This window comes from Pseudomonas sp. KU26590 (genome assembly GCF_026153515.1).
Taxonomy (GTDB): Bacteria; Pseudomonadota; Gammaproteobacteria; order Pseudomonadales; family Pseudomonadaceae; genus Aquipseudomonas.
Map to the genome: position 1 here is coordinate 1,501,356 of NZ_CP110644.1, position 23,107 is coordinate 1,524,462.

Consider the following 23,107-nt stretch of genomic DNA (forward strand, 5'->3'; position numbering starts at 1 on the left):
TGGAATCTGCCTCAGGTTACGTAAACAAAGCGCGCACTCTAACCGTTGTGCTCTGTCGGGCGCCAGCCATGACGCTGCATATCCACACGATTGTTACGGATGGTCACGCCCTCGGCACGTAGACGTGCGCGTTGCTCCTCGCCCGACACTGTTCCGGGCGCCAGGCTGATGCGCCCGCCAGCGGCGATCACGCGATGCCAGGGCAGGCTGCTGCCGTCCGGCAACTGGCTCAAGGCCCTGCCTACGAAGCGCGCCGCTCGTCCCAGACCGGCCAGCTCGGCCAGTTGACCATAACTCACCACTTTGCCTTCAGGTACTTGATGCAGCGTGAGGTATAACGCCGTGCGCCGTGCCTCTGCAGGGGACAGGCCGGTGGGGTCGTCATGCGCGGGAGATTGTGCGATCACGCATTCGTTCCTGTAAAAGGGATGAACGGAAATTTTCGACAAGGAACTAGGGAAACATCCTACTGTCAGTGTTACCTGTGCCGGCGGTCTGCCGATTGCCAAGACGTTGTCCATCCGGATAATGCCCGATTTCCCGCGAACCAGAGCGTTGTCGTTGCTTATGTTGTCCAGAACCCTGTTGTGCGTTGCTGTTGCCACTGCTTCTACCCCATTGCTCGCTGACACCGTCTGGTTGAAAAACGGCGACAAAATGACGGGTACCATCAAGTTCTTCGACGGCGGCAAGCTGCTGATCAATACCAAATATGCAGGCGACGTCCCGCTGGACTGGAAGGAAATCAAGACGCTGGAAAGTGACCAGCACCTTCTGGTGAAGCAGGACGCCACCACCGGCGAGATCTCCAAATCGTTGCAACCGGCCGAAGACGGCAAGGTCACGCTGGCCAACGGCGATGCGCCGAAGACGGTGGAACTGGCAATCATTCAGCAGATCATCAAGCCCAAGCCGGTGGTCACTGACCTGGTGTGGAAGGGCAATATCGACGCTGCGCTCGACTTCCAGCGCGCCGAGAACGACACCGACGATTACAACATTGCCTTCAAGACCTCTGCGACCCATGGCCAGTGGCGCCACAACGCCAAGGGCGAATACAACCGCGAGTCGCAGGACAACCTGACCACCACCAATAACTGGGACGCCGAATACTCGGTCGACCGGTTCTTCACGGACAAGTGGTTCTGGGACGGTCGCATCACCTACAAGCGTGACACCATTGAAGACCTGTCCCGTCAGCGCACCGTCGGTACCGGTCCGGGCTACCAGTTCTGGGACGACGAACTGGGCGCATTCAAAGTCGGCGGTCTGCTTAACCGCACTGACTTCGAATACTCCAACGGCGAGAAGGACAACTTTTACTCCGTGTCCGGCACCTGGGACTACAACCGTTACCTGATCGGCAAGAAGGTCGAGTTCTTCACCAACGGTGAACTTGGTAAGCCTCTCAGCGGCGTGGCTGACTACAGCCTCGAGACGGAAGTGGGCCTGCGTTACAAAGTCACCGAGTGGGCGTCCCTCAATCTCAAGGCCGAGAAAGACGTGATCAGCGGCTCCGACAACGGCGACCTGGACAAAACCCGCTACACCGCCGGTTTTGGTGTTTCCTGGTAATAGCTGCCTCATCAAGGCATGAGCGTGCGCAGATCACACCCTGATCTGCGCGCGTCGGCTTGTTTCTTTTTTTAAGCGTTTCTTTTTACGCGAACTCTCCGCCCAATCGTCACCCCCGCTCAATCTGGCACCTGCCGGCGATAACGATTATCGTGTGGCATGGGTCGCCGTCTGCTGCTTCGCGTCCCTCGATGCCTTCGTTTTACTGTTCAGGAGCCCCACATGAGCGCCAGTGCCAACCGGCAAGCCCGTACCTTGCTGCTCAAGGAATACCGTGGCGTGTTGTCGACCCATTCCAAGTCGATGCCCGGTTACCCGTTTGGCTCGGTGGTGCCTTATTGCCTGGACGATCAAGGCCGTCCGCTGATCCTCATCAGCCGCATCGCGCAACACACCCACAACCTGCAGCTCGACGCCAAGTGCTCTCTATTGGTGGGCGAGCGCGGCGCCGAGGATGTGCAGGCAGTCGGTCGCGTCACGCTCGTGGCCGAGGCCGAGAAGCTCAGCGACGAGGCGCAGATTGTAGCGGCCGCGCAGCGCTACTACCGTTATTTCCCGGAATCCGAGAGTTACCACAGCGCCCACGATTTCGATTTCTGGGTGCTGAAGCCGGTGCGCTATCGTTTCATCGGCGGCTTTGGCGCGATTCACTGGCTGGACGACGCGGCGTTGGCCAATCCCTTCGCCGGGGCTGCCGAGGTCGGCATGGTCGAGCATATGAATGACGATCACGCCAAGGCCATCGCCCACTACGTCGAGCTGGCCGGTTTGCCAAAGACCGAGCCCGCCACGCTGGTGGGCATCGACAGCGAGGGCATGCACCTGCGCGTAGGTCAAAGTCTGTACTGGCTGGCCTTCGCAGAACCTTGTAATACGCCGACACACGTCCGCCAGGCCTTGGTTCAACTGGCTCACGCTGAAAAATGGCCCACACTTGAACAGGCCGAGGCTTGAATTAACGACTTTGCGACTTCACGTAAGGTCTACTGGAAGCCTTCTTCCGTTTAGGAACTCACCTTGATGCGCGTTTTTCTTCTGCTTTTATTGCTTTTTCCGGTGCTCGAGCTGTTCGTGCTGGTGAAAGTCGGGATGTCGATCGGCTTCCTGCCGACCTTCCTGCTGGTCGTTGCCGGGTCGATGCTCGGTGTTTTCGTGGTACGGATCGCCGGTGTGGCCACCGCGTTGAGCGCCCGTCAGAGTCTGGCCCGTGGCGAGCTGCCCGCGCAGCAGATGCTCAATGGCTTGATGATGACCATCGGCGGTGGCTTGCTCGTGCTGCCTGGCTTCATCAGTGACGTGCTGGGCCTGCTTTTTCTGATGCCGTTTACCCGTCGCCTGATCGTCGGCAAGGTGCGCAACCGCGCAGAGGCCCAGGCTGCGCGCCAGCGTGCGTTTGCCGAGAACATGCATGCGGCCAATTCGGCAGGCCCCATGCACCCCGGTGCTGCCCGTCCTGAGGCACGCCGCCCCGAAGTCATCGAGGGTGAAGTGATCGAAGGCGAATACGAGCCACTGGATAAAAAGTAATCAAAAGTCTCCACATCACGGCACCTGCGGGTGCCGTGCTCGTTTTCGCGACCGCTATTCATGCAAAAAATTTCTGCGGTCAGCCTTGAATTCGGCTTGCTCGCCCTTATGTATGGGTCACCGCAAGGTTTCTGGCGCGTTTCGTCAGACCGTATTCTGCGGTTCGCTCGCGAACCGTAACCGGCAAGCCCGGATGTTTTAACCCGCCGGTGTTCGCACCGGGCGTTTAAAAACCATAATTAGGAGATCGACAATGAAGCTTCGTCCTCTGCATGACCGCGTCGTAATCCGTCGCAGCGAAGAAGAAACAAAAACTGCTGGCGGTATCGTGCTGCCTGGTTCGGCTGCTGAAAAACCTAACCGTGGCGAAATCCTCGCCGTCGGTAACGGTCGCATCCTGGACAACGGTGAAGTACGCGCGCTGGCCGTGAAAGTGGGTGACAAAGTGGTGTTCGGCCCTTACTCCGGCAGCAACACTGTGAAAGTAGACGGCGAAGACCTGCTGGTGATGAGCGAGAACGAAATTCTCGCGGTCGTCGAAGGCTGAGTTGATACCCCATTTCCCGTTACTACAAAGTATTTAAGGAATAACGATCATGGCTGCTAAAGAAGTTAAGTTCGGCGATGCTGGCCGTAAAAAAATGCTGGCTGGTGTCAACGTCCTGGCCGACGCAGTAAAAGCAACCCTGGGCCCAAAAGGCCGTAACGTCATCATCGAAAAAAGCTTCGGCGCTCCTCTGATCACCAAAGACGGTGTGTCGGTCGCCAAAGAAATCGAGCTGAAAGACCGTTTCGAAAACATGGGCGCGCAGCTGGTCAAAGACGTTGCTTCCCGTGCAAACGATGACGCTGGCGACGGTACCACTACCGCCACCGTTCTGGCTCAAGCCATCGTCAACGAAGGCCTGAAAGCCGTCGCTGCCGGCATGAACCCGATGGACCTGAAGCGCGGCATCGACAAGGCGACCATCGCCATTGTTGCCGAGCTGAAGAAGCTGTCCAAGCCTTGCACCGACACCAAGGCAATTGCCCAGGTCGGTACCATCTCGGCCAACTCGGACAATTCCATCGGCGACATCATTGCCGAAGCCATGGAAAAAGTGACCAAAGACGGCGTTATCACCGTTGAAGAAGGTTCGGGTCTGGAAAACGAGCTGTCTGTTGTTGAAGGCATGCAGTTTGACCGTGGCTACCTGTCCCCGTACTTCATCAACAAGCCGGACACCATGGTTGCCGAGCTGGACAGCCCGCTGCTGCTGCTGGTTGACAAGAAGATCTCCAACATCCGCGAAATGCTGCCCGTTCTGGAAGCCGTTGCGAAAGCTGGCCGTCCTCTGCTGATCGTGGCTGAAGACGTTGAAGGCGAAGCACTGGCGACTCTGGTCGTGAACAACATGCGCGGCATCGTGAAAGTTGCAGCGGTCAAGGCCCCTGGCTTCGGCGACCGTCGCAAGGCCATGCTGCAGGACATCGCTGTTCTGACTGGCGGTACCGTTATCTCGGAAGAGATCGGCCTGAGCCTGGAAACCGCTACCCTGGAACACCTGGGTAATGCCAAGCGCGTTATCTTGAACAAAGAAAACACCACGATCATCGACGGTGCTGGCGTTCGTGCCGACATCGACGGTCGTATCGCGCAGATCCGTCAGCAGATCGGCGACACGTCTTCGGACTACGACAAAGAGAAGCTGCAAGAGCGTCTGGCCAAGCTGTCGGGCGGCGTTGCAGTGATCAAGGTCGGTGCTGGTTCCGAAGTTGAAATGAAAGAGAAGAAAGCCCGCGTTGAAGACGCCTTGCACGCAACCCGTGCAGCCGTTGAAGAAGGCGTGGTGCCTGGCGGTGGTGTTGCTCTGGTTCGTTCGCTGCAGGCGATTTCCGAACTGCGTGGCGACAACGCTGATCAGGACGTCGGTATCGCTCTGCTGCGTCGTGCTGTTGAAGCGCCTCTGCGTCAGATCGTTGCGAACTCGGGCGACGAGCCTAGTGTTGTGGTCGACAAGGTCAAGCAAGGTACTGGTAACTACGGTTACAACGCTGCGAGCGGCGAGTACGGCGACATGATCGAGATGGGTATTCTCGATCCGGCCAAGGTGACGCGTTCTGCTCTGCAGGCTGCTTCGTCGATCGCCAGTCTGATGATCACTACTGAGGCGATGATTGCTGATGTGGCTGATGATAAGGCAGCGGGTGGCGGTATGCCTGATATGGGCGGCATGGGTGGTATGGGCGGCATGATGTAAGCCAGCCGTACCCCGATGTAGAAAAAACCCCGCTTCGGCGGGGTTTTTTTATGGGTGCTTTTCTGTTTTTAGTAAGAGCGGGTTCAGCGGGGAAGTGCGCGTTGGGGTCTGCCTAACGGCAGACGTTTCGCCTTCGGCGAGTTACTTGGAAAAGCACCCCAAGTAACCAAGGGTGCTTGCTCCTGGTTGGGCTCCTCCTTCGTCGGAGTACCCTCACTCCGGCCTCGCTCCGTGGGCCCGCGCCGAACGGACATCCATGTCCTGACGGCGCTCTCGCGGCATCCATGCCGCTCGGCCCACTCCGCAAGACCTGCGTTCAGCCTGCACCCAAGTCGCGTTTGGCGGTGACTGGGCTTTTTGTGTACGAAGATCAAAAGCAGATGCAGATCAACGGCTTCCCGGCTAAAGCCGGTCCTACTGAGTGAATGCATTCCTCTGTAGGAGCCGGCTTGCTGGCGAATGCGCCGTTTCAGGCGACACTGTCGTGGCTGACCCACCGCGTTCGCCAGCAAGCCGGCTCCTACAAATTGGCCGTGCCCGGATGAGATCGATCTGGATCGTTCCCACGCTCTGCGTGGGCATGCATCCCGTGACGCTCCGCGTCATCCTGAAATAGCTACTACCCCGAAACCACTTCTCCACTCACCGCCACGTCCTTCTTCTTCGCCGGCCGGTACAGCACGAAGTAGTACGCCCCCAAACAAAGCAGCCAGCAGAACACGGCTGTCCAGATGTTGTGGGAGAAGAAGTGCGCCCCTTGAAGCATTCGGCCGATGGAGAAGACGGTGCCCAGGCCCGCCGCGAAGATCAGGCCGGCTTTGGCCAGGCGGGGTTTGCGGTCGCGGAAGACGAAGAACAGGGCGAACAAGGTAAAGCCCGTCGCCGCGTGACCGCCGGGCCAGCAGCGGCCGGGTTTGTCGGTTTGGGGGCGGGAGCTGAGGAGTTCGCTGTAGGTTTCCTGGCCGCCGAATTCTTTCAGGCTCCACGGGCACTGCACCGATGTCACCACTTTCACCGGCGTGACGAAGCTGGTGGATAACGCCATCGACAGCACCATGCAACCCAGTTCACGCTTCCAGGGCTTCAGCGCACTGACAAAGAACGAGGCGATGAAGCTGACGAAGGACAACACGCCAATCGCGATGACGGCCTGTTTGGCGCGGTCATGCAGGATGTCTTCGAGAAAGAAGCTGTGCCGACCGATGAACTCGCCCGCGACCGGGTCGTAGGCCAGTTTGGCGATGTCCATGTCCAGCGAAGTCAGTTCCAGCAATATCAGGACGATGGCGGTGACGGCCGGGATGCCCAGGTAAACCCAGAAGTTGATCGGGCGTGAGGCGGGCCGTTCGAGTGCGTGTGACATGGCAAATCCCGTGTAGTGGGCGAGGGGAGAGCGGGAGTATATAGAGCCGGAGCGGTGCGAAGTCTGAGCAGAACGCTGTCGTGGCGCTGTGAACCGCGAGTGAAAAAAACGTTATGCACGTCGGCGCTGGCCCTTGAGCGCGCATCGCCGTAAGCTGCCGCCAACTCTGACCTTGTTGAGCGGCATCTCGCGCCGTGTCCCGGGTCTCGCCACACCGCATAGGGAGATACGCGCCGTGAGAATTCTGCTGGTTGAAGACAACCGCGACATCCTGGCAAACCTCGCCGACTACCTCGGTTTGAAGGGTTACACCGTTGATTGCGCGCAAGACGGTCTGTCCGGCCTGCACTTGGCGGCCACCGAGCATTACGACTTGATCGTGCTCGACATCATGCTGCCCGGCATCGACGGCTACACCCTGTGCAAGCGCCTGCGTGAAGACGCGCGTCGCGATACGCCGGTGATCATGCTGACTGCCCGCGACCAGCTTGACGACCGGCTTCAGGGTTTCCGCTCCGGCGCGGATGACTACCTGCTCAAGCCCTTTGCGCTGTCGGAACTGGCGGCGCGCATCGAAGCGGTGTTGCGTCGTGCTCAGGGCGGCGGGCGGCGGACCTTGCAGGTCGCCGATTTGATTTACGATCTCGACACCCTGGAAGTGACCCGCGAAGGGCGTCTGCTCAAACTCAACCCGGTTGGGCTTAAGTTGCTCGCGGTGTTGATGCAGAAGAGCCCGCACGTCCTGCGTCGTGAAGTCCTCGAAGAAGCCCTGTGGGGCGATGACTGCCCGGACAGCGACAGCTTGCGCAGCCATGTTCACCAGTTGCGTCAGGTCATCGACAAGCCGTTCCCCAAGCCGCTGCTGCAGACCGTTCACGGTGTCGGATACCGCCTCGCCGAGGGGCGTGATGGAGTTTAAGCAGAGCCTTGCCCAGCGGATCATCATTGCCTTCGCCCTGATGAGTGCGTTGGTTGCCGGGTGCTTCGCCATGGGCATTGTCGCGACGGTGCACCTGGTCGAAGAGAAGTTGATTTCAGCGGGGCTGGGCGGCGACCTGAACCGTCTGCTGCTGATGGACAGCGTCAACGACTGGAACCATCGCCCGGAACCGGATCAGCTGTTTTACTTCAGCGGCGGTCCGGGGGACTTCGAGCTGCCGAAGGATCTTCGTCATCTGGAGTCGGGCTTTCACGAAGTCTTTCGCGGGCCGTTGTCCTACCACGCCATGGTTGAGATCGTCGACGGTCGCCACTATGTGCTGCTTCAGGACCAAAGCGATTTTGAAGAGCGTGAGCGCGTGCTGTTCGCCGTCGTGCTGGTGGGCTTTGTGCTGGCGCTGGCGCTGGCGATTTTCCTCGGCTGGATACTGGCGCGTCGGGTGATGGCGCCGGTGGTGCGGCTGGCCCGGCAGGTGCGTCATCGCGATCAGTTGCTCGGCCTTGCGCCGCCGCTGGCCCCTGATTACGCCGCCGACGAAGTGGGTGAGCTGGCGGTGGCCTTTGACGCGACCCTGGGCCGTCTGCGTGATGCCCTGACCCGCGAGCGGATGTTCACCAGCGACGTCAGCCACGAGCTGCGCACGCCGTTGATGGTGCTGGCCAGTTCCTGTGAGCTGCTGCTGGAAAACCCGGCGCTGGATCAGCGCGCACGGGCCCAGGTCGAACGCGTGGCGCGGGCGTGCGAAGAAATGCGCGATCTGGTGCAGACGTTCCTGATGCTGGCCCGCACTCAACGCGACGACCTTGCCCTCTACCCGCAACTGACGCTGCAGGGAGCCGCTCAACAGCTCATCAGCCTGTGGCGCGAGCCGATCGAAAGCAAAGGCCTGACCCTGGAATACCTGCCCGGCGAGCCCTCCGAAACCGCTTACAACGCCACCTTTCTCTATGCCGTGATGGGCAACTTGCTGCGCAACGCGTTGCACTACACCGACACCGGCTTTATCCGCCTGACACTGCGCGAAGGCGGGTTCATGGTTGAGGATTCTGGTGTGGGTATCCCGGAAGAAAAACGTGAGGCGATGTTTCAGCCGTTCGTGCGCGGCACCGAGCAACGAGGCGAAGGTCTGGGCCTGGGACTGTCGTTGGTGCAGCGCATTTGCGAAAACCAGGGGTGGTCGGTGAGCCTGGACACCATGGAGCCCAATGGCTGTCGGTTCAGCGTAGACATGGGTTCGCGCCCTGTTAAAGAGCCGATACGGTCGCCGTCGGCAAATGTATCGCCTGTGTAAAAGTGCTTAGGCTCATCGGAACATGGCCGTATGCTGGCCCTAAGTCCTTGAATAATCTCGTAACATATGTTCACTTTTTCGCACGTTTTTTTCACATTGATGTGACCTGAACGTGACGCTCCGCTGCCTAGTTTGGCCATCTCAATTCTGGAGATGCAGTCATGAGCAAGCGGATCGAGCTGGATTTTTCACGTAAATACGACGACGAACACGCTAAAAGGTACTTGCGCAAACACAACGACGGACTGGCAAGACGCTTGTCTGATCGCCGGGACAAACAGCTGGCTCGCCGCGCACTGGCACTGGCAGGCGAACCGGGGTTGGTGCTGGACCTGCCCTGTGGCGCCGGACGTTTCTGGCCGGTCCTGGCGGAGAAAGCCAACCGGGTGATCATCGGGGCGGACAACTCGGCAGCGATGGTCAAGATCGCCTGCGAGTCGCAACCCGCCGAGGTCGTCAAACGCGTCCAGCCGTTGCAGACATCGGCGTTTGCCATCGAGATGCCGGACAACGCCGTCGACAGCATCTTCTGCATGCGCCTGATGCACCACATCGGCAATGCGCAAGACCGCGCCGTGCTGCTGAAAGAGTTTCACCGGGTGAGCCGGGACAGCGTGATCGTGTCGTTGTGGGTTGATGGCAATTTCAAGGCCTGGAAGCGTCGCCGCGCCGAGGGCTCCCGGCAGCAACGTGATTATCAGAATCGCTTCGTGCTGCCGGTGGCGACCGTAGAGGCCGAATTTGAACAGGCAGGGTTTCGGATTCAGGAGCGCCTGGATTTCCTGCCGATGTACGCCATGTGGCGTGTGTATCTTTTACGTAAGAGGTAAGAACAGGATGGCCGTGGATTTCGCAACAGAGTTAGCCGTTCCCGCCAAGGACCGCTTCGCCTATTTCTGGAACACGCGGGGCGAGTGGGTCGAAGAACCCAATGTGCGCCGTGGCGGTGAAAGTGGCGTGCAGCGTGTCGTCTCGGAAAACGGTCGGCTGCTGTATGTGAAGCGCCAGACAGGCCACATCTATCGCAGCTGGCTGCACCCGTTTGGCCGTCCGACGGTGCTGCGCGAGCGAGATGCCCTCGAAGGCCTTCGCCAGCTCGACGTCAATGTGCCGCGCATGGTGTTCTGTGGCGCAGAGCGCGATGAGAACAACGAATGGCGTGCGTTGCTGGTCACGGCCTCGCTGGATGGCTTCGACGAATTTGAAAACTGGCTGCGCGCCGGCGGTCGCGAGCAGCACGGCGAAGTGGTGTACGAGCAGATGCTTCAGGAAATCGCCAGCAATCTGGCCCGTATGCACAAGGGTCGCTGGCAGCACAGCTGCATTTACATCAAGCATGTGTTCGTCCGCGTCGTGGGCGAGGGCGCCAATGCCAAGGCTGAGGTCGCGCTGCTGGATCTCGAGAAGTGCCGCCAGCGCCTCACGTCCTATGCCGCCGCTCAGCACGACATGAAACAGCTACGTCGCCATTCGTCGTTTCAGCCTGCAGACTGGACCAAGCTGGTCTACTTTTACGAGACCGCGTTTGGCAGGCCCATCAAAGGTTTACAGCGATGAAGTTAGAAATGGCGCGAGGTTTGTTTTTGGTCGGGGCGTTGGGAGTGACCTCCATCGCTTTGGCCGCCTGGGATCAGCCCGGGCCAAAGATTTTGAGTGCCGTGCATGGTGAAGGCCATTGCCCGCTGCCTCGGGTGGCCAAAATGTCTGACACGGCCCGGCCCGATCACGATCTGCTGCTGTTGATGTTCGGCCTGGCCCAAGGGAGCGGACCGCAAGGCTGATTCCTTCCTGTTGCGCTGACCAGAAGGCCCCGAAGATCGGGGCCTTTTTTGTTGCAGCCTGAAGTGTCAGTGCTTGGCGTGCCTCTTGTACTCAGGGCATCGGCTTGATGAGATCTATCGGCTTGATGTGATCTGTAGGAGCCGGCTTGCTGGCGAACCGTTTACGCCAAACGCCGACGATGTATCGGGACGGTCGCGTTCGCCAGCAAGCCGGCTCCTACGGATTTGAGTCAGGCACCGGTACTCGTATGGCTACCCGCATCGCCGATGGCGCTGCTATCGGGCTTGCGCATCATCGCGCCGCGCCAGCAGCGTATACACGCATGGCAGCACAAACAGCGTGAACAACGTCCCCACCGACATGCCCGTGGCAATCACCAGACCGATGTCGAACCGGCTGACCGCGCCCGCGCCCGTCGCGAGAATCAGCGGCACCATGCCGAACACCATCGCGGCGGTGGTCATCAATACGGGCCGCAGACGAATCGCTGCGGCTTCCTCCACCGCTTCCCGCGCCGTCAGGCCCTTGTCGCGGCGCAGCTGATTGGCGAATTCCACGATCAGGATGCCGTGCTTGCTGATCAACCCGATCAGCGTGACCAGGCCCACCTGCGTATAAATGTTCAGCGACGAGATGCCGAGGAACAGCGGAATCAATGCGCCGCAGATGGACAGCGGCACGGTCACCAGAATCACCAGCGGATCGCGGAAGCTCTCGAACTGCGCGGCCAGCACCAGAAAGATGATCGCCAGGGCCAGGCCGAACGTGACCCACAGCGCATTGCCTTCCTGGACGTACTGACGGGACGCGCCGGCGTAGTCGAAGGCAAAACCCGGCGGCGATTCTTCGATAGCGATCTGTTTCACCAGCTCAATTGCCTCAGCCTGACTCACCAGCGGGAAGCCGGAGATGATCGCCGAGTTGAGCTGCTGGAACTGATTGAGCTGCCGCGGCCGGGCCCGGTCGCTGACGGTGATCAGCGTCGACAACGGCAGCATCTTGCCGTCGGCGTTCTTGACGTAGTAATTCGCCAGCCAGGCCGGGTTGTCGCGGTAGGCGCGCTCGACCTGCGCGATGACCTTGTAGCTGCGCCCGTCGATGGTAAAGCGGTTGATTTCCGCCTCGCCGAGGAGCGTCGCCAGACTGCCGCCAAGGTCCTGCATCGACACGCCCATCTGCGCGGCTTTGGCGCGGTCGATGTCGACCACTACTTCCGGCTTGTCGAAGGCCAGATCGATGTCCAGAAACGCGAACTTGCCCGAGTCCGAAGCGCGTTTCTTGATGCGATCGGCCACTTCCAGCAGCGCAGCGTAGTCGCCAGGTGAATTGACCACGAACTGAAAAGGCAGCCCCTGACCGGTGCCGGGCAACGACGGCAGGTTGAAGCCGAAAATCTGCAGCCCGGTGATGCCGTTGAGCTTGGCCTGCACCTGCGGCAGCAACTCCATTTGCGTGTGGCTGCGCTCATCCCATGGCTTGAGCAGGAAACCGCCAATGCCGGTTTGCACGCCGTTGAAGCCGTTGATCTGGAATGACGAGTAATACTCCGGGAACGCTTTGAAAATGCTGATGAACTGGTCGGTGTATTTGTTCATGTAATCGAGGTTGGTCGGCTGCGGTGCGGTCGCCATCATGAAGATGATGCCCTGGTCCTCGTCCGGCGCCAGTTGCGATTGGCTCAGTTTGAGAAACACCGGAATCAGGCACAGCACCAGCACCGCAAACACAATGACCACCGGCCGCGTGTTCAGCGTGCCATGGAGGACGCGCTGGTAGCGGCCTTTCAGGCTTTCGAAGGCGTGATCGAGCTTGTGCGCAAGACCGCTGGGATTCTCGTCCCGGCGCAGAAGCACGGCGCACATCATCGGCGAAAGGGTCAGCGCGACGATGCCGGAGATCACCACCGCGCCGGCCAACGTCAGCGCAAACTCCTTGAACAGCGCACCCGTCAGTCCCTGCAGAAAACCGATGGGTGCATACACTGCTGCCAGGGTGATCGTCATCGACACCACCGGCATGGCGATCTCGCGAGCGCCCTCGATCGCCGCATCGAACGGCGTCTTGCCTTCCTCAATGTGACGGTGGATGTTTTCCACCACCACAATGGCGTCGTCCACCACCAGCCCGATGGCCAGCACCATCGCCAGCAGCGTGAGCAAATTGATCGAGTAGCCCATCAACTGCATGAAGAACAGCACGCCGATCATCGACAGCGGGATGGTGATCACCGGGATCAGCACCGAACGCAGGGCGCCCAGGAACAGAAACACCACGACGATGACGATGAGCACCGCTTCGATCAGGGTCTTCACCACCTCATGGATCGAGGCCTGAATAAACAGCGTGGCGTCGTAGGCGATGGACGCCTTGAGGCTCGGCGGTAACTGGGCTTCCAGCTCCGGCAGGATGCGCCGCACTTCCTTGATCACGTCCAGCGGGTTCGAGCTGGGCGTGCCCTTGATGCCGATGTACACCGAAGGCGTGCCGTCGAACGAGCTGACCGTGTCGTAGTTCTCTGCGCCCATTTCCACCCGCGCCACATCGCCCAGCAGCACGCGGCTGTCGCCCACGGTCTTGAGCGGGATGGCCGCGAAGGTCTCGGGGGATTTCAGGTCGGTGCTGGCGTTGACGCTAGTGACCACGTACTCGCCTTTCACCTCGCCCGCCGCGGACAGGAAGTTGTACTTGCGCACGGCCTCGGTGACGTCGTTGGCGGTCAGGCCGTAACCGGCGAGCTTCACCGGATCGAGCCACAGGCGCATGGCGAACACCTGATTGCCCAGAATCTCGGCTTCGGCCATGCCCGGCAGCGTCGCCAGCTTCGGCTGGATGACTCTGGACAGGTAATCGGTGATCTGCGGATTGCTCAGTTCGGCGCTGTAAAAGCTGATGTACATCAGCGCCGAGGCGTCAGCGGCTTCCTTGCTCAGTACCGGGTCTTCGGCGTCCTGGGGCAGCTTGTTCTTGACCTCGTTGGCCTTGGCCAGCAGCTCTGTATATAGGCGGTCGCTGTTTGAGCCGATGCGCGCGTAAATGGAAATGACCGAGAAGTTCTGCCGGCTGACCGAGGTCATGTAGTCGATGCCTTCGGCGCTTGCCAGACTCTGCTGCAAAGGCTGAGTGATGTAGCCCTGAATGGTTTCGGCGTTGGCGCCGGGATAGGCCGTGGTCACGGTGATCAGGGCGTTTTCCATCTGCGGGTACTGACGGATGGTCAGCTTGCTGAACGCCTGAAAACCCAGCAGCACGATCAACAGGCTGATGACGCTGGCGAGCACCGGGCGACGGATGAACGGGTCTGTAAAGGCCATGATCGATTCCTTGATCAGTCCGCTTTGGGCTGACTGTTCTGCGCCGCCGGAGTGGTTTTTGGCGCTGTCGCCGGGTCCGCCGCGATAGCAACAGCGGCACCGTTATCCAGTTTGAGCTGACCGCCGGTGACCACTTGCTCGCCGGCCTTCAATCCTTTGCTGATGATCACCAGCCCGCCGCGACGCTCGCCGGTCTCGACAAAGCGCCGCTCGACCATGAGCTGAGGCTCGCCTTTGCTGTTGTTTTCCGGCTGACCGTCGGCGTTCTTTTTTGGCACCACGACGTAGACCGAATTGCCGTACAGCGTGTAGGTGATCGTGCTTTCCGGCAGCACCCGTTGCGGCGTGTCTTGCCCGAGCAGCACCTGCAGGCTGGTGAACATGCCGGGCAGCAGTTGGCTGTCGGGATTGGGCAGGGTGGCGCGAATCAGCACGTTGCGGGTGGTGTCTTCGACCTTGGGATTGATGGCGCTGATGCGCGCAGTGAAGACGCTGTCAGGGTAGGCCGCGACGCTCACCTGCACCTGTTGGCCGAGGGCCAGTTTCGGCAGCATCTGCTCCGGCACGAAGAAGTCGGCGTACAGGCTGCTCAGGTCCTGGAGCGTGGCGATCACCGTGCCGCTGGCAAGGTAATCGCCGACGTCGACCTGACGAATGCCGATGGTGCCGCTGAAGGGCGCGAGGATGCGCTTCTTTGCCAGGGAGGCGTTGAGTTGCGCGACGGTGGCAGCGGCTTTTTTCTGCGTGGCCGCGAGCTTGTCGAAGTCGCCGCGCGAGATGGCGGATTCGCCCACCAGTTTGCTGCCGCGTCCGTACTCCACCTGCGCCAAACCGAGGTCCGCTTCGGCGGTGCCGAGCAGGGCTTTTTCCACATCGCTGTCGAGTTGTACCAGCGGCTGACCGACCTTGACCTTCTGCCCGGACTCGAACTGCACGGCCTTGACCGTGCCCGCGATTTCCAGCGACAGATCCACGCCTTGCGATGCCTTGAGCGTGCCGATGGCCGGCAGACGATTCTGCCACGGGCGCTCCTCGACAACCGCCACCGCGACATTGATCGGCGGCTTCGGCGCCGTGAATTGCTGGATCTGTTGATAGACCGAAAACGCCTTGTACCCGCCCAGGGCCAGCACCACGATCAGGACAATGCCCAACATGATCAACATGCGGCGACGCAACATATTCCACTTCCTTGGAAAACCGATGAATCAGGCGAGCACGTTAGTCTTGTCGCGATTTAGTTGCCAGTGGCAGTGGTGGATTTTGAGGGCGCTTCCCGCGGACTGTAGGAGCTCGCCTGCCCGCTCCGGCAGCACCGTTGATAAATGTGGTGCCCTGAATCTGGATTCGTGTAGGGCGATTCCGGATCTTCGTTAGGACGCGTCCCCTTCGTGTTTCCCCTATGGAGTCGCACTTTCAAATCACGCATCTTCGCTCGCTTTGACGCGCAGCGGACTTACCGCCTGCCGCGATGCACGACTACCTGAAGCAACTTCATACTTTCAATGAGGAAGGATCCGTCATGAGCGACAGACAGCACCAAACCGATATATTTTGCACCTACAAGGCCGTGACCGCCGGCCCGCAGAAAAAACACTGGGTTGAATTTCAACTGGTGGACGAACTCGGCAAGCCATTGGCCAATCTGCCGTGGCGGGATGGATGCGTTCCCGAATACACAGGTATCACCGATGCCGAAGGTGTTATTCGGCTTGAGGATCTTTACCCACTCGACATGACCTTGCTGATGCCGGCAACGCCGTTGGCTCAGGTGCTGCCACAAAGGCGTTTGCGAGCTGTGCGCCCAGAGCCCGACAGGCCCGGGTTCGGTGAGAGCACGCCGCTGTATGGCGAGCAGCGTTCAGGTTTTTCGCCTGTTGAAAAGACAGCGCATGAGCAAGGCCATGATTACCACTACCTGCGAATCGGGCAGTTGTGCGATGGGCTGCCGGTTGTCAGGCCTGAATTGGCGAAGCGCAAGCCATTGCCTGTTTATCATTTTCCAGACGCAAGCTTCTCGGGTTTCACCGCGCCTTACGAAGCGCTCGACCGACGGCATGTATTGGATGAGCTTGAACGCAATCGTCTGTTTCTTGTGATGCATGAGGAAGTCTGTGCTGCACTGGAAGTGACGCGGCAAGCAGAAGGCGGCCCCGAAGCTTTGCTGCGTCTTGATGCGAGTGTCAGTACATCAGGGGCATGGAATGTTTAGTATTGCTTCATGTTCAAGAACTACCGTGGCCTGTCTTCTGATATTCGGTTCCGTGGGTGGCTGCGCGAAAGACCTCAGCTTTTCTCCCACCCCGGGAGGCGAGAAGGTGACTATTACGGTCAAGGTGCCCAAGGACCTGATAACTGACTCAATGCATGTCATGTACCGGTCCTCAATCTGTAAACGCATTGCGCACGACAGTAACGGGCGTCCCGAACCGCTTGATGGATACAACGGGTATGAGATGGAGCTCAAGCGTGCAGGAAATGACGACACCTTTACCGCACAGTTATTTGTTGACGGTGGTGGTCCATGCGAGTGGCATTTAAGCAACGTAAGGTTCGGCGTTTCGTACCCTGTGCCCAATGTCTTGGGGGAGGACGTCATAGAGGGGGCAGGTGGGAACATCATTGTGGTGTTCGATCACAATAATCCTCAACTTCAAACGGGCTATTCCTGGACGGCAGAGGGGCCTGATCTGAATGTTGTGAAAGATTACTATCCATGGATACACGAAAGTTACATTCGGGGGCATCAGAAGTGGGCCATGCTTGCCGATGAGGAAGGAGGTACGTTTACCTACGAGGCACGTCAAGCTCGAAACATATATTTCGAGCCCGTACTGCATAGAGACTATGTGGTGCGATCGGCGGAGCCCAAAAAACACAAAAGGGGTGATTACATCACTTTCGTTTATCCCGATGGGACGAAGCAGTTCGACGGACGAGCGGTGCCTGACTTTGAAAAGATGCAGAAGGTTCGCCTGGGGGGCGACGGCAAATGAATGAGGTTTCTCATTGCACAGCCGCCGCCTGGCCGCCGCATATCCCCAATCAAACCAAATGCAGATGGTTGTCCCACAACCCTGCCGGCAGCTCCAGCGGTTTGGCGACCAGCACCGTCTCGCGGCAGTCATAGAAACGGCAGCGCCCTTGACCCGAGGTCACAACGAAGCCGTCCGGCACGGCGCCCACCCCCGCGCAGTCGGGCAGCGGTGCGTCGAGCTTCAGCGCACCGCTGTCCAGGTCCCAGATGAAGAATCGGTTGCCCCTCGGCGCGGTCAGCGCCACCAGCCGCAGGTCGTTGTGAATGGCGACGCTGGCCGTGTAATGCGCCATGGCCTGCAACTGTTGCTCCGCCACAGGGAAGGCCTGAAACGGCTGGCCCGGCCGCTTGATGGCGAGCAGCTCGGCGGATTCGTGGGAAGGCCCCATGAACTGCTGCCCCGCGACGATGGTGCCGTCGCTGGCGATCGCCATATGCCGCACGCTGTTCATCTGCTGCGACAACGTCTCTTTGCTCAGCAGCGTGCCGTCGCGTTGCATCAGCACCAGACTGGGCTCCATGGCGTTGAGGTTCATTTCAACGCGGCTCTCGGCTTCGGTGCGAATGCCGCCGTTGGCGACTACAAGGGTTTCGCCGTCCGGCATCCATGACACCTGATGCGGCCCTACACCGTGGGTGGAAATTTCCCCGGTGCGTTGCAGCCGCTCATCCACGAATCGATAGATGCCCAACAGGCCGCGGCCCGGTTCCGTGGTGTCGTTTTCGGTGGCGTACAGCCATTCGCCATCCTTGTGAATGACCGCGTGGCCGTAGAAGTGTCGATGGGGTTGCGAGGTGATGGTCTGCAGCAGACGACCGTCGCGCAAGTCGATCAGGTAACTTTCGGTCCCCGGCCGGCGCGCGACGAACAGCGCGATCGGCAGGTTTGGGTGGTTGATGATGTCGTGACAGCGCTGGGCGACGGCGGTGGCAAACACCTGCGTGCCGTCGACGCGATAACCCACGGCAAAGTGCTGGCCATTGCCGTCGTCCCGGGCGGACAGCAGCAGCGGGCTTTCGCCTTTTTTCGCGAACAGCGTCCAGCCGCCAAACGTGACGGCGCTAAGCAGCAGGCTGCCCAGACCCAGAGCCTGACGTCGCAACATATCAGTCACCATCATTGGCGTTGAAGCCCAGTTGAATGCCCAGCGCTTTGGCCAGTTCGCCTTCGTGCAGGCGATGGACCACGTTGAGGCTGTCGTAGAAAGCGTTGAGCTGCTGGCGGCCTTCTTCGGTGGCCAGCAGATCCGCGAGCGGCGGTTTCAGCGCGGCCAGTTGTCGATTGCTCTCAGCGTAGGCGGCGTCGATCTTCTCGGCCAAAGGCTTCTGCTCCTTCGGCAACAGCCCGCGCAAACCCTTGTTATCAACGCCGGCCCAGACGGTCTGCGCACTGGCCAGACTCGCCTGCAAGCTGCTGAGCGAGGCCTTGCTGCGCCAGGCTTCGGCCTGAAACGGCTGGGGCACGCCCTTGGTGCCACGGCCGAGCGGGGTGCCGAGCTTTTTCTTCAACGAGTCCAGCGCGGTCACTTGCACGCGCAGCAACTCGGCAATGGCTTCGTGGGAGTCGGCGTAACGCTGATTGGGAAACTTGCTCAACTGAGCGAGCATGCCGTCGTTGCTGTTCCAGCTGTTGAGGATGTCTTCGGCCAACGCCTTCTGACGCTCGCCGATGGCCACCAGCAGCGGGCAGTAACGGGCTTTCTGCTCGGCGTTGGCCATGTCGATGTCGGCGTCGAACAGAATGTATTCATACGCCGAGAGGCCCTGAACCACCACGCTGGATTTGCCCAGGGCGTCGGCGCTGATCTGCGGCTGTGCAGTGACCAGTTGTTCCACCTGACGACCGACGAGGTTTTTCTTGTCCGGCCAGAACTGAATCTGCCAGGCGCGATTGCCTTCGGCGAGTGGGCCGATCAGCAGCGGTTGCAGCTCGGCCCAGGCTTTTTGTGCGTGGAGGAAGTCCGCGCGGGCGGTGTCCAAGTCTGATTTGCCCTGGCAGTAGGAAAGCGCACTGATCGCCAGTTGCCGGTCGGCATCGACCCAACGGCTGTAGGTCGGGAGGATGACCTGACTGGCGATGGCGGCAGACGTCACGGCTTGCGGGTCCGACGGCGCGCACGCGCCCAGTGCCAATGCGGCGAGGCTGGTGAGCAACAACTTGGGGCGGAACATGCCCGACTCCTTATCTTCAGAAATACGTTAGAGAGAATTCAAGAACGCCAGCAGCGCCGCGCGTTGCTCGGCGTCGAAGGCCAGCACCTGACGTTGCGCCGGCAGCGCCTCGCCGCCGTGCCAAAGCACGGCCTCCATCAGGTTGCGGGCGCGCCCGTCGTGCAGAAACTGGGTGTGGCCACTGACGGCTTGCGTCAGGCCGATGCCCCACAAAGGCGGCGTACGCCACTGTTGGCCGCTGGCCTGAAATTCGCTGAGGTTGTCGGCCAGGCCTTCGCCCATGTCATGCAGCAGCAGATCGGTGTAGGGGCGGATGACCTGACTCGCCAGCTCAGGCTCGGCGGCGTCGGCGGAGGTGGTGAATTGCGGGGTGTGGCATTGCTGGCAGCCCGCTTTGAAAAACAGATTCTTGCCCGCCAGCACCTGCGGCTCAGCCACGTCGCGACGCGCCGGAACGCCGAGGTTGCGCGTGTAGAAAGTGATCAGCCGCAGGATGTTGTCGCTGACTTCCGGCTCACCGTTCGGGCCATTGCCGTTGGGCGCGGCAAGGCACGCGGTCTGTGACGGCGTGCAGTCGTCGACCGGCATCAGTGTGGACGTCAGGCCCATGTCACCCGCCAGTGCGTGGGCATTCTGCTGTTTGATGCTCGGCTGCGAGGCTTTCCAGCCGAAACGGCCGAGGACGGATTTCTGCTGCGCGTCGTCCCAGACCCAGTTGGGTTTGCCGGTAATGCCGGTGCCCTGCTCATCGTTCGGGTTGGCGTTGGCCAGAATCGCTGCTTGTGGGATGGCTTCCAGAAGCCCGAGGCCGATCATCGGCGGAGCAATGCGCGCGGAAGCTCGCGTCTGCGGGTGCATCGGGCCGTAACCGGGCTGGGTGATCTGCAGGGTAGGGCGGCGCAGGTGCACCGGGGTGCCGTCGCGAAAATGCACGGTCATCGAATCGTAGTCGACCCGCACCTTGCCCTCAGGCGTCACGCCGGGGATGGCCATGTCCTGGAGTTGCTTGCCGTAAACGGGCTCAGGCGTCAGGCCCAACTGCTTGATGTGCTCGGCGAATGCCGGGTCGTCGGGAATCGACAGGCGCACCAGCATCGACACGGCGTTGTCGGCGCCGGACTCGGGCGGGTGGCCGCGCCCGTCCTTGATGTGGCAGTTCTGGCAGGCGTTGGTGTTGAACAGCGGACCTAGACCGTCCCGCGCGGTGGTGGTCGAGGGGGCGATCACCCAGGGATTGCGAAAGAAACTGTTGCCGACGCTGAAGTCCAGCCGCCGGGTGGGCGACAGGTTGGCCGAAGGCAGGGAAAACGCGTTGCGGTCGCTTTTGTTGACGGTGGTGGCGCCGCCAGAACGCGACTCGCCCGGCTCGGCGGCGGTGAAACGCGGGGCGTCATCGCACCCACTGACGGCCAGCGCCATCAGCAGGAGAAACGAAGGACGGAGCCGCGCAGTCATACAGGTCCTGCAAAGGGGTGGAAATCGGGGCGAGCAAGCTTACCAGCCCCGTGTTTGATGAATAAGAGAGATTAGCGTTTGAAGGTCCTCTCGTAACGTGTTGTTACCAAATCATCCGCAGGAAACGGGCCGGCAAAACTCATGCACCGGCGATCTCCAGGGCCGGGTTTTCCACGAGTAATTGCATCAGGCGCCGTTCGCCCTCGACCACCTTGAACGACCGGTAGTCGCCAATCCCGTCTAGTTGCCGTTCGCGTTCGCGGATCGCCAGCTCCTTGGCCCGCTCGTAGCCGTAATGCTCGACCCTGAACGACTTGGTGACACTGCTGCCGTTGCGCAGGGTGGTCCGCGCCACCCAATAGGCGATGCCGGTGTAGCAGCGGTAGTGCACCCCCGGATAGCCGCTGGTGTTGGTGGCGATGATGCGTTGACGGATGTCGCGGCTGAGCTTGGGCAAGTGGGCCAGCAGCAACTGGTCACGGCAGGCATCGGCGGCTTGGCGTGCCGGGTCTCGGCCGCCGTAGCGGGAGAAGGAAAACAGCCGGTTGAAGGTTCTGCCGTCGCGGTAGATGGTCACCTTCCAGGCACGCGGGCCCTTGATGCCGACCAACAGGTGGATACCGTAATCGTTGGCTTTGAGCTTACTGACGCGGCGCCTTTTATTGTTTCTCTTGGGCACTTTCTGTCTCCTCCTGGATAGGGTGGGGTCAAGGAAGTGCGCATGATCGGCGGCGGGGCAGGCGTGTTCAATCCGACAAGGAACGAACAGGAAACGCCCTACAAAGCTTACAGACCGGTCCCCGGATAAGGCCGTTTTGGTGGGGCTTTCCGGCGTCGATTGACGGAAAAAATGCCGGCCCGTGGTCGGGTCGGCATTCGTTTGCAGCAGGGCCGACTTCACCCCAGAAGGGGCTGCCCCACGGGTGTTGAAGCGGACGAGGAGGGGATCAGAACTCGTGGTCGGCGTTGTCCGGGTTCAGGTCGGTGATGCCCAGCTTGCCGGCCGCCTGCTCGATGGCGCCGGTCTGTTTGACCAGCGCGGCGATGGCGTCGCGCACCACCTCGTTGCCTGCTGTATTGCCCGCCGCGATGAGCTGGTCGAAATGCTCGCCCTTGTTGGCGTGGTCGACGATGACCTGCAGTTTTGCCTGTGTCGCGTCGAGGTCGGCGCGCACGGTCTGGTCGGTAGCAGCGTCTGCCTTGGCCACCAGCGACGACAGGCTTGGGCCGGTCACTTTGCTGCCGTCGACGCGGGTGTATTCGCCCAGGTAGACGTTGCGGATGCCCAGGCCGTTATAGAAGTGCGAATTGTGGGTGTTGTCGCTGAAGCAATCGTGTTCGTCCTCGCTGGAATTGGCCTCCAGCGCGACTTTCATGCGTTCGCCCGCCAGTTCACCCAGCGACAGGCTGCCCATGCCGAACAGCATTTTGCGCAGCCCGCTCTCGCCCGATTCGGCTTCCAGCGTGGCGCGGTAATTGTCGGCAACGCCCGGCTTCCAGTTGTTGACCATTTCTTCAAGATCGCTGACCAGCAGGTCGGTGGCGGCTTTCAGGTAGGCGCGGCGGCGGTCGTTGTGGCCGCCGGTGCCGCCCTGGCCTTCGATGTAGTCGCTGGCCGGACGCTCGCCGGCGCCAGGGCCGGTGCCGTGCAGGTCCTGGCCCCAGAGCAGGAATTCGATGGCGTGATAACCGGTTGCTACGTTGGCTTCCGAACCGCCGAGTTCGTTCAGGCTGGCGAGTTTTTCAGGGGTGATTTCCGTGACGTCGACTTTGTCCTCGCCCACCTGCACGGACTTGTTGGCGATGATGTTGGCGGTGGCGCCTGGGTTACCCAGCGTGTGCTGGTAATCCTTGGCGACATAGTCGATCAGGCCTTCGTCCAGTGGCCATGCGTTCACTTGGCCTTCCCAGTCGTCGATGAGGGTGTTGCCGAAGCGGAACACTTCGCTCTGCATGTACGGCACGCGCGCCGCCACCCACGCTGCACGCGCTGCTTTCAGGGTCTGGTCATTGGGTGTGGCGAGGAAAGCGTCGACGGCCGTGCTGAGGTTTTTGGCCGTGGATTCGGCGTCGCTGAAGACGGCAAATACCATGTTGGCGTAATTGGCGACCACGGCTTTGGTGGCGGCTTCGCTGGATTGGGCAGGCGCTGCGGCGGAGGTCGGCGCTGGCGCCGGGGCGGCGGCTGCGGCCGGTGCAGGGGCAGGCGCTGCAGCGGCGGGCTTGTCCTTGCCTTGATCACAACCGGCCAGAGCAATAGCGACAGCCAGCAGACTTGCGGTTGCCAGGGGCATACGAATCATGACGGAATCCTGCATCGAGAAGAGGTGTGAACGGTGGCGAACGCCAAAAAATGCTGCGACATAATGCGAAAGATTTGCATTCTGTGTAAAGGCCATTTGCCCAGGCCGGCG

The 23,107-nt window shown here is 60.5% G+C and carries 21 protein-coding genes; 12 read left to right on the top strand and 9 right to left on the bottom strand.

All coding sequences use genetic code 11. The features are described from left to right. Positions 1–38: 38 nt before the first annotated feature. Positions 39–407 carry an MGMT family protein gene (locus OKW98_RS06830; protein ID WP_265388488.1) on the bottom strand — a complete coding sequence of 123 codons (369 nt, stop codon included), beginning with the start codon at positions 405–407 and terminating at the stop codon, positions 39–41. Positions 408–567: 160 nt separating this feature from the next. On the opposite strand from OKW98_RS06830, the gene OKW98_RS06835 reads away from it, so the two are divergent. From OKW98_RS06835 to groL, 5 genes are all read left to right on the top strand, one after another. Continuing rightward, positions 568–1,575, top strand: a complete 1,008-nt coding sequence (locus OKW98_RS06835; protein ID WP_265388489.1) for a DUF481 domain-containing protein — start codon at positions 568–570, stop codon at positions 1,573–1,575. 222 nt (positions 1,576–1,797) lie between these two features. Next, positions 1,798–2,529, top strand: a complete 732-nt coding sequence (locus OKW98_RS06840) for a HugZ family protein (RefSeq protein ID WP_265388490.1) — start codon at positions 1,798–1,800, stop codon at positions 2,527–2,529. A 66-nt stretch (positions 2,530–2,595) separates the two neighbouring features. Continuing rightward, the gene (locus tag OKW98_RS06845; protein WP_265388491.1) at positions 2,596–3,102 is read left to right on the top strand and encodes an FxsA family protein; all 507 of its coding nucleotides are present in this window, start codon (positions 2,596–2,598) and stop codon (positions 3,100–3,102) included. A 253-nt stretch (positions 3,103–3,355) separates the two neighbouring features. Then, complete coding sequence (locus tag OKW98_RS06850) at positions 3,356–3,649, top strand: co-chaperone GroES (protein ID WP_037014630.1); 294 nt, start codon at positions 3,356–3,358, stop codon at positions 3,647–3,649. Between the two features lie 49 nt (positions 3,650–3,698). Next, on the top strand, positions 3,699–5,342 hold the full coding sequence (gene groL, locus OKW98_RS06855) for a chaperonin GroEL (RefSeq protein ID WP_265388492.1): 1,644 nt from the start codon (positions 3,699–3,701) through the stop codon (positions 5,340–5,342). 619 nt (positions 5,343–5,961) lie between these two features. Here groL and OKW98_RS06860 read toward each other — a convergent pair. After that, on the bottom strand, positions 5,962–6,705 hold the full coding sequence (locus tag OKW98_RS06860; RefSeq protein ID WP_265388493.1) for a phosphatase PAP2 family protein: 744 nt from the start codon (positions 6,703–6,705) through the stop codon (positions 5,962–5,964). A gap of 235 nt (positions 6,706–6,940) precedes the next feature. Between OKW98_RS06860 and colR the strand changes: the two genes are divergently transcribed. The 5 genes from colR (at position 6,941) to OKW98_RS06885 (ending at position 10,717) form a co-directional block, all read left to right on the top strand. Further along, positions 6,941–7,624, top strand: coding sequence for a two-component system response regulator ColR (colR, locus tag OKW98_RS06865; protein WP_237250785.1), 684 nt, complete (start codon positions 6,941–6,943; stop codon positions 7,622–7,624). Then, positions 7,614–8,936, top strand: a complete 1,323-nt coding sequence (locus OKW98_RS06870; protein WP_265388494.1) for a sensor histidine kinase — start codon at positions 7,614–7,616, stop codon at positions 8,934–8,936. The genes colR and OKW98_RS06870 overlap by 11 nt, the downstream gene beginning before the upstream one ends. Before the next feature lie 161 nt (positions 8,937–9,097). Beyond that, positions 9,098–9,766 carry a class I SAM-dependent methyltransferase gene (locus tag OKW98_RS06875; protein WP_265388495.1) on the top strand — a complete coding sequence of 223 codons (669 nt, stop codon included), beginning with the start codon at positions 9,098–9,100 and terminating at the stop codon, positions 9,764–9,766. Between the two features lie 7 nt (positions 9,767–9,773). Then, entirely contained in the window at positions 9,774–10,493 is a 720-nt protein-coding gene (locus OKW98_RS06880) for a lipopolysaccharide kinase InaA family protein (RefSeq protein ID WP_265388496.1), read from the top strand. Continuing rightward, the gene (locus OKW98_RS06885; protein WP_108120736.1) at positions 10,490–10,717 is read left to right on the top strand and encodes a hypothetical protein; all 228 of its coding nucleotides are present in this window, start codon (positions 10,490–10,492) and stop codon (positions 10,715–10,717) included. The genes OKW98_RS06880 and OKW98_RS06885 overlap by 4 nt, the downstream gene beginning before the upstream one ends. A gap of 276 nt (positions 10,718–10,993) precedes the next feature. Here OKW98_RS06885 and OKW98_RS06890 read toward each other — a convergent pair whose 3' ends face one another. Both OKW98_RS06890 and OKW98_RS06895 read right to left on the bottom strand, forming a co-directional pair. Further along, positions 10,994–14,029 carry a multidrug efflux RND transporter permease subunit gene (locus OKW98_RS06890; protein WP_265388497.1) on the bottom strand — a complete coding sequence of 1,012 codons (3,036 nt, stop codon included), beginning with the start codon at positions 14,027–14,029 and terminating at the stop codon, positions 10,994–10,996. 14 nt (positions 14,030–14,043) lie between these two features. Then, positions 14,044–15,210 (bottom strand): efflux RND transporter periplasmic adaptor subunit, encoded by a 1,167-nt coding sequence (locus tag OKW98_RS06895; RefSeq protein WP_265388498.1) that lies wholly within the window; start codon positions 15,208–15,210, stop codon positions 14,044–14,046. Between the two features lie 341 nt (positions 15,211–15,551). On the opposite strand from OKW98_RS06895, the gene OKW98_RS06900 reads away from it, so the two are divergent. Beyond that, the gene (locus tag OKW98_RS06900) at positions 15,552–16,241 is read left to right on the top strand and encodes a hypothetical protein (protein ID WP_265388499.1); all 690 of its coding nucleotides are present in this window, start codon (positions 15,552–15,554) and stop codon (positions 16,239–16,241) included. Between the two features lie 106 nt (positions 16,242–16,347). Next, a complete protein-coding gene (locus OKW98_RS06905) occupies positions 16,348–17,025 on the top strand; it encodes a hypothetical protein (protein ID WP_172609551.1) in 678 nt (225 codons plus the stop codon). Positions 17,026–17,074: 49 nt separating this feature from the next. On the opposite strand, the gene OKW98_RS06910 is transcribed toward OKW98_RS06905, so the two are convergent. The 5 genes from OKW98_RS06910 to OKW98_RS06930 form a co-directional block, all read right to left on the bottom strand. After that, a complete protein-coding gene (locus OKW98_RS06910) occupies positions 17,075–18,172 on the bottom strand; it encodes a DUF1513 domain-containing protein (RefSeq protein WP_265388500.1) in 1,098 nt (365 codons plus the stop codon). 1 nt (position 18,173) lies between these two features. After that, positions 18,174–19,238, bottom strand: coding sequence for an imelysin family protein (locus tag OKW98_RS06915; RefSeq protein WP_265388501.1), 1,065 nt, complete (start codon positions 19,236–19,238; stop codon positions 18,174–18,176). A gap of 27 nt (positions 19,239–19,265) precedes the next feature. Next, positions 19,266–20,693, bottom strand: coding sequence for a di-heme oxidoredictase family protein (locus OKW98_RS06920; protein ID WP_265388502.1), 1,428 nt, complete (start codon positions 20,691–20,693; stop codon positions 19,266–19,268). A 139-nt stretch (positions 20,694–20,832) separates the two neighbouring features. Continuing rightward, positions 20,833–21,372: an AP2/ERF family transcription factor gene (locus tag OKW98_RS06925; RefSeq protein ID WP_265388503.1), complete on the bottom strand. Its 540-nt coding sequence runs from the start codon at positions 21,370–21,372 to the stop codon at positions 20,833–20,835. Positions 21,373–21,640: 268 nt separating this feature from the next. After that, positions 21,641–22,996, bottom strand: coding sequence for an imelysin family protein (locus OKW98_RS06930; RefSeq protein WP_265388504.1), 1,356 nt, complete (start codon positions 22,994–22,996; stop codon positions 21,641–21,643). Positions 22,997–23,107: the final 111 nt, after the last annotated feature.

What these genes read in the sequence shown, in the direction of transcription:
- OKW98_RS06930 (WP_265388504.1), bottom strand. Translation starts at nt 22,996, where the DNA reads ATGATTCGTATGCCCCTGGCAACCGCAAGTCTGCTGGCTGTCGCTATT.
- OKW98_RS06860 (WP_265388493.1), bottom strand. Translation starts at nt 6,705, where the DNA reads ATGTCACACGCACTCGAACGGCCCGCCTCACGCCCGATCAACTTCTGG.
- groL (WP_265388492.1), top strand. Translation starts at nt 3,699, where the DNA reads ATGGCTGCTAAAGAAGTTAAGTTCGGCGATGCTGGCCGTAAAAAAATG.
- OKW98_RS06850 (WP_037014630.1), top strand. Translation starts at nt 3,356, where the DNA reads ATGAAGCTTCGTCCTCTGCATGACCGCGTCGTAATCCGTCGCAGCGAA.
- OKW98_RS06840 (WP_265388490.1), top strand. Translation starts at nt 1,798, where the DNA reads ATGAGCGCCAGTGCCAACCGGCAAGCCCGTACCTTGCTGCTCAAGGAA.
- OKW98_RS06845 (WP_265388491.1), top strand. Translation starts at nt 2,596, where the DNA reads ATGCGCGTTTTTCTTCTGCTTTTATTGCTTTTTCCGGTGCTCGAGCTG.
- OKW98_RS06835 (WP_265388489.1), top strand. Translation starts at nt 568, where the DNA reads ATGTTGTCCAGAACCCTGTTGTGCGTTGCTGTTGCCACTGCTTCTACC.
- OKW98_RS06885 (WP_108120736.1), top strand. Translation starts at nt 10,490, where the DNA reads ATGAAGTTAGAAATGGCGCGAGGTTTGTTTTTGGTCGGGGCGTTGGGA.
- OKW98_RS06920 (WP_265388502.1), bottom strand. Translation starts at nt 20,693, where the DNA reads ATGACTGCGCGGCTCCGTCCTTCGTTTCTCCTGCTGATGGCGCTGGCC.
- OKW98_RS06900 (WP_265388499.1), top strand. Translation starts at nt 15,552, where the DNA reads ATGAGCGACAGACAGCACCAAACCGATATATTTTGCACCTACAAGGCC.
- OKW98_RS06875 (WP_265388495.1), top strand. Translation starts at nt 9,098, where the DNA reads ATGAGCAAGCGGATCGAGCTGGATTTTTCACGTAAATACGACGACGAA.
- OKW98_RS06880 (WP_265388496.1), top strand. Translation starts at nt 9,774, where the DNA reads ATGGCCGTGGATTTCGCAACAGAGTTAGCCGTTCCCGCCAAGGACCGC.
- OKW98_RS06890 (WP_265388497.1), bottom strand. Translation starts at nt 14,029, where the DNA reads ATGGCCTTTACAGACCCGTTCATCCGTCGCCCGGTGCTCGCCAGCGTC.
- OKW98_RS06915 (WP_265388501.1), bottom strand. Translation starts at nt 19,238, where the DNA reads ATGTTCCGCCCCAAGTTGTTGCTCACCAGCCTCGCCGCATTGGCACTG.
- OKW98_RS06870 (WP_265388494.1), top strand. Translation starts at nt 7,614, where the DNA reads ATGGAGTTTAAGCAGAGCCTTGCCCAGCGGATCATCATTGCCTTCGCC.
- OKW98_RS06895 (WP_265388498.1), bottom strand. Translation starts at nt 15,210, where the DNA reads ATGTTGCGTCGCCGCATGTTGATCATGTTGGGCATTGTCCTGATCGTG.
- OKW98_RS06910 (WP_265388500.1), bottom strand. Translation starts at nt 18,172, where the DNA reads ATGTTGCGACGTCAGGCTCTGGGTCTGGGCAGCCTGCTGCTTAGCGCC.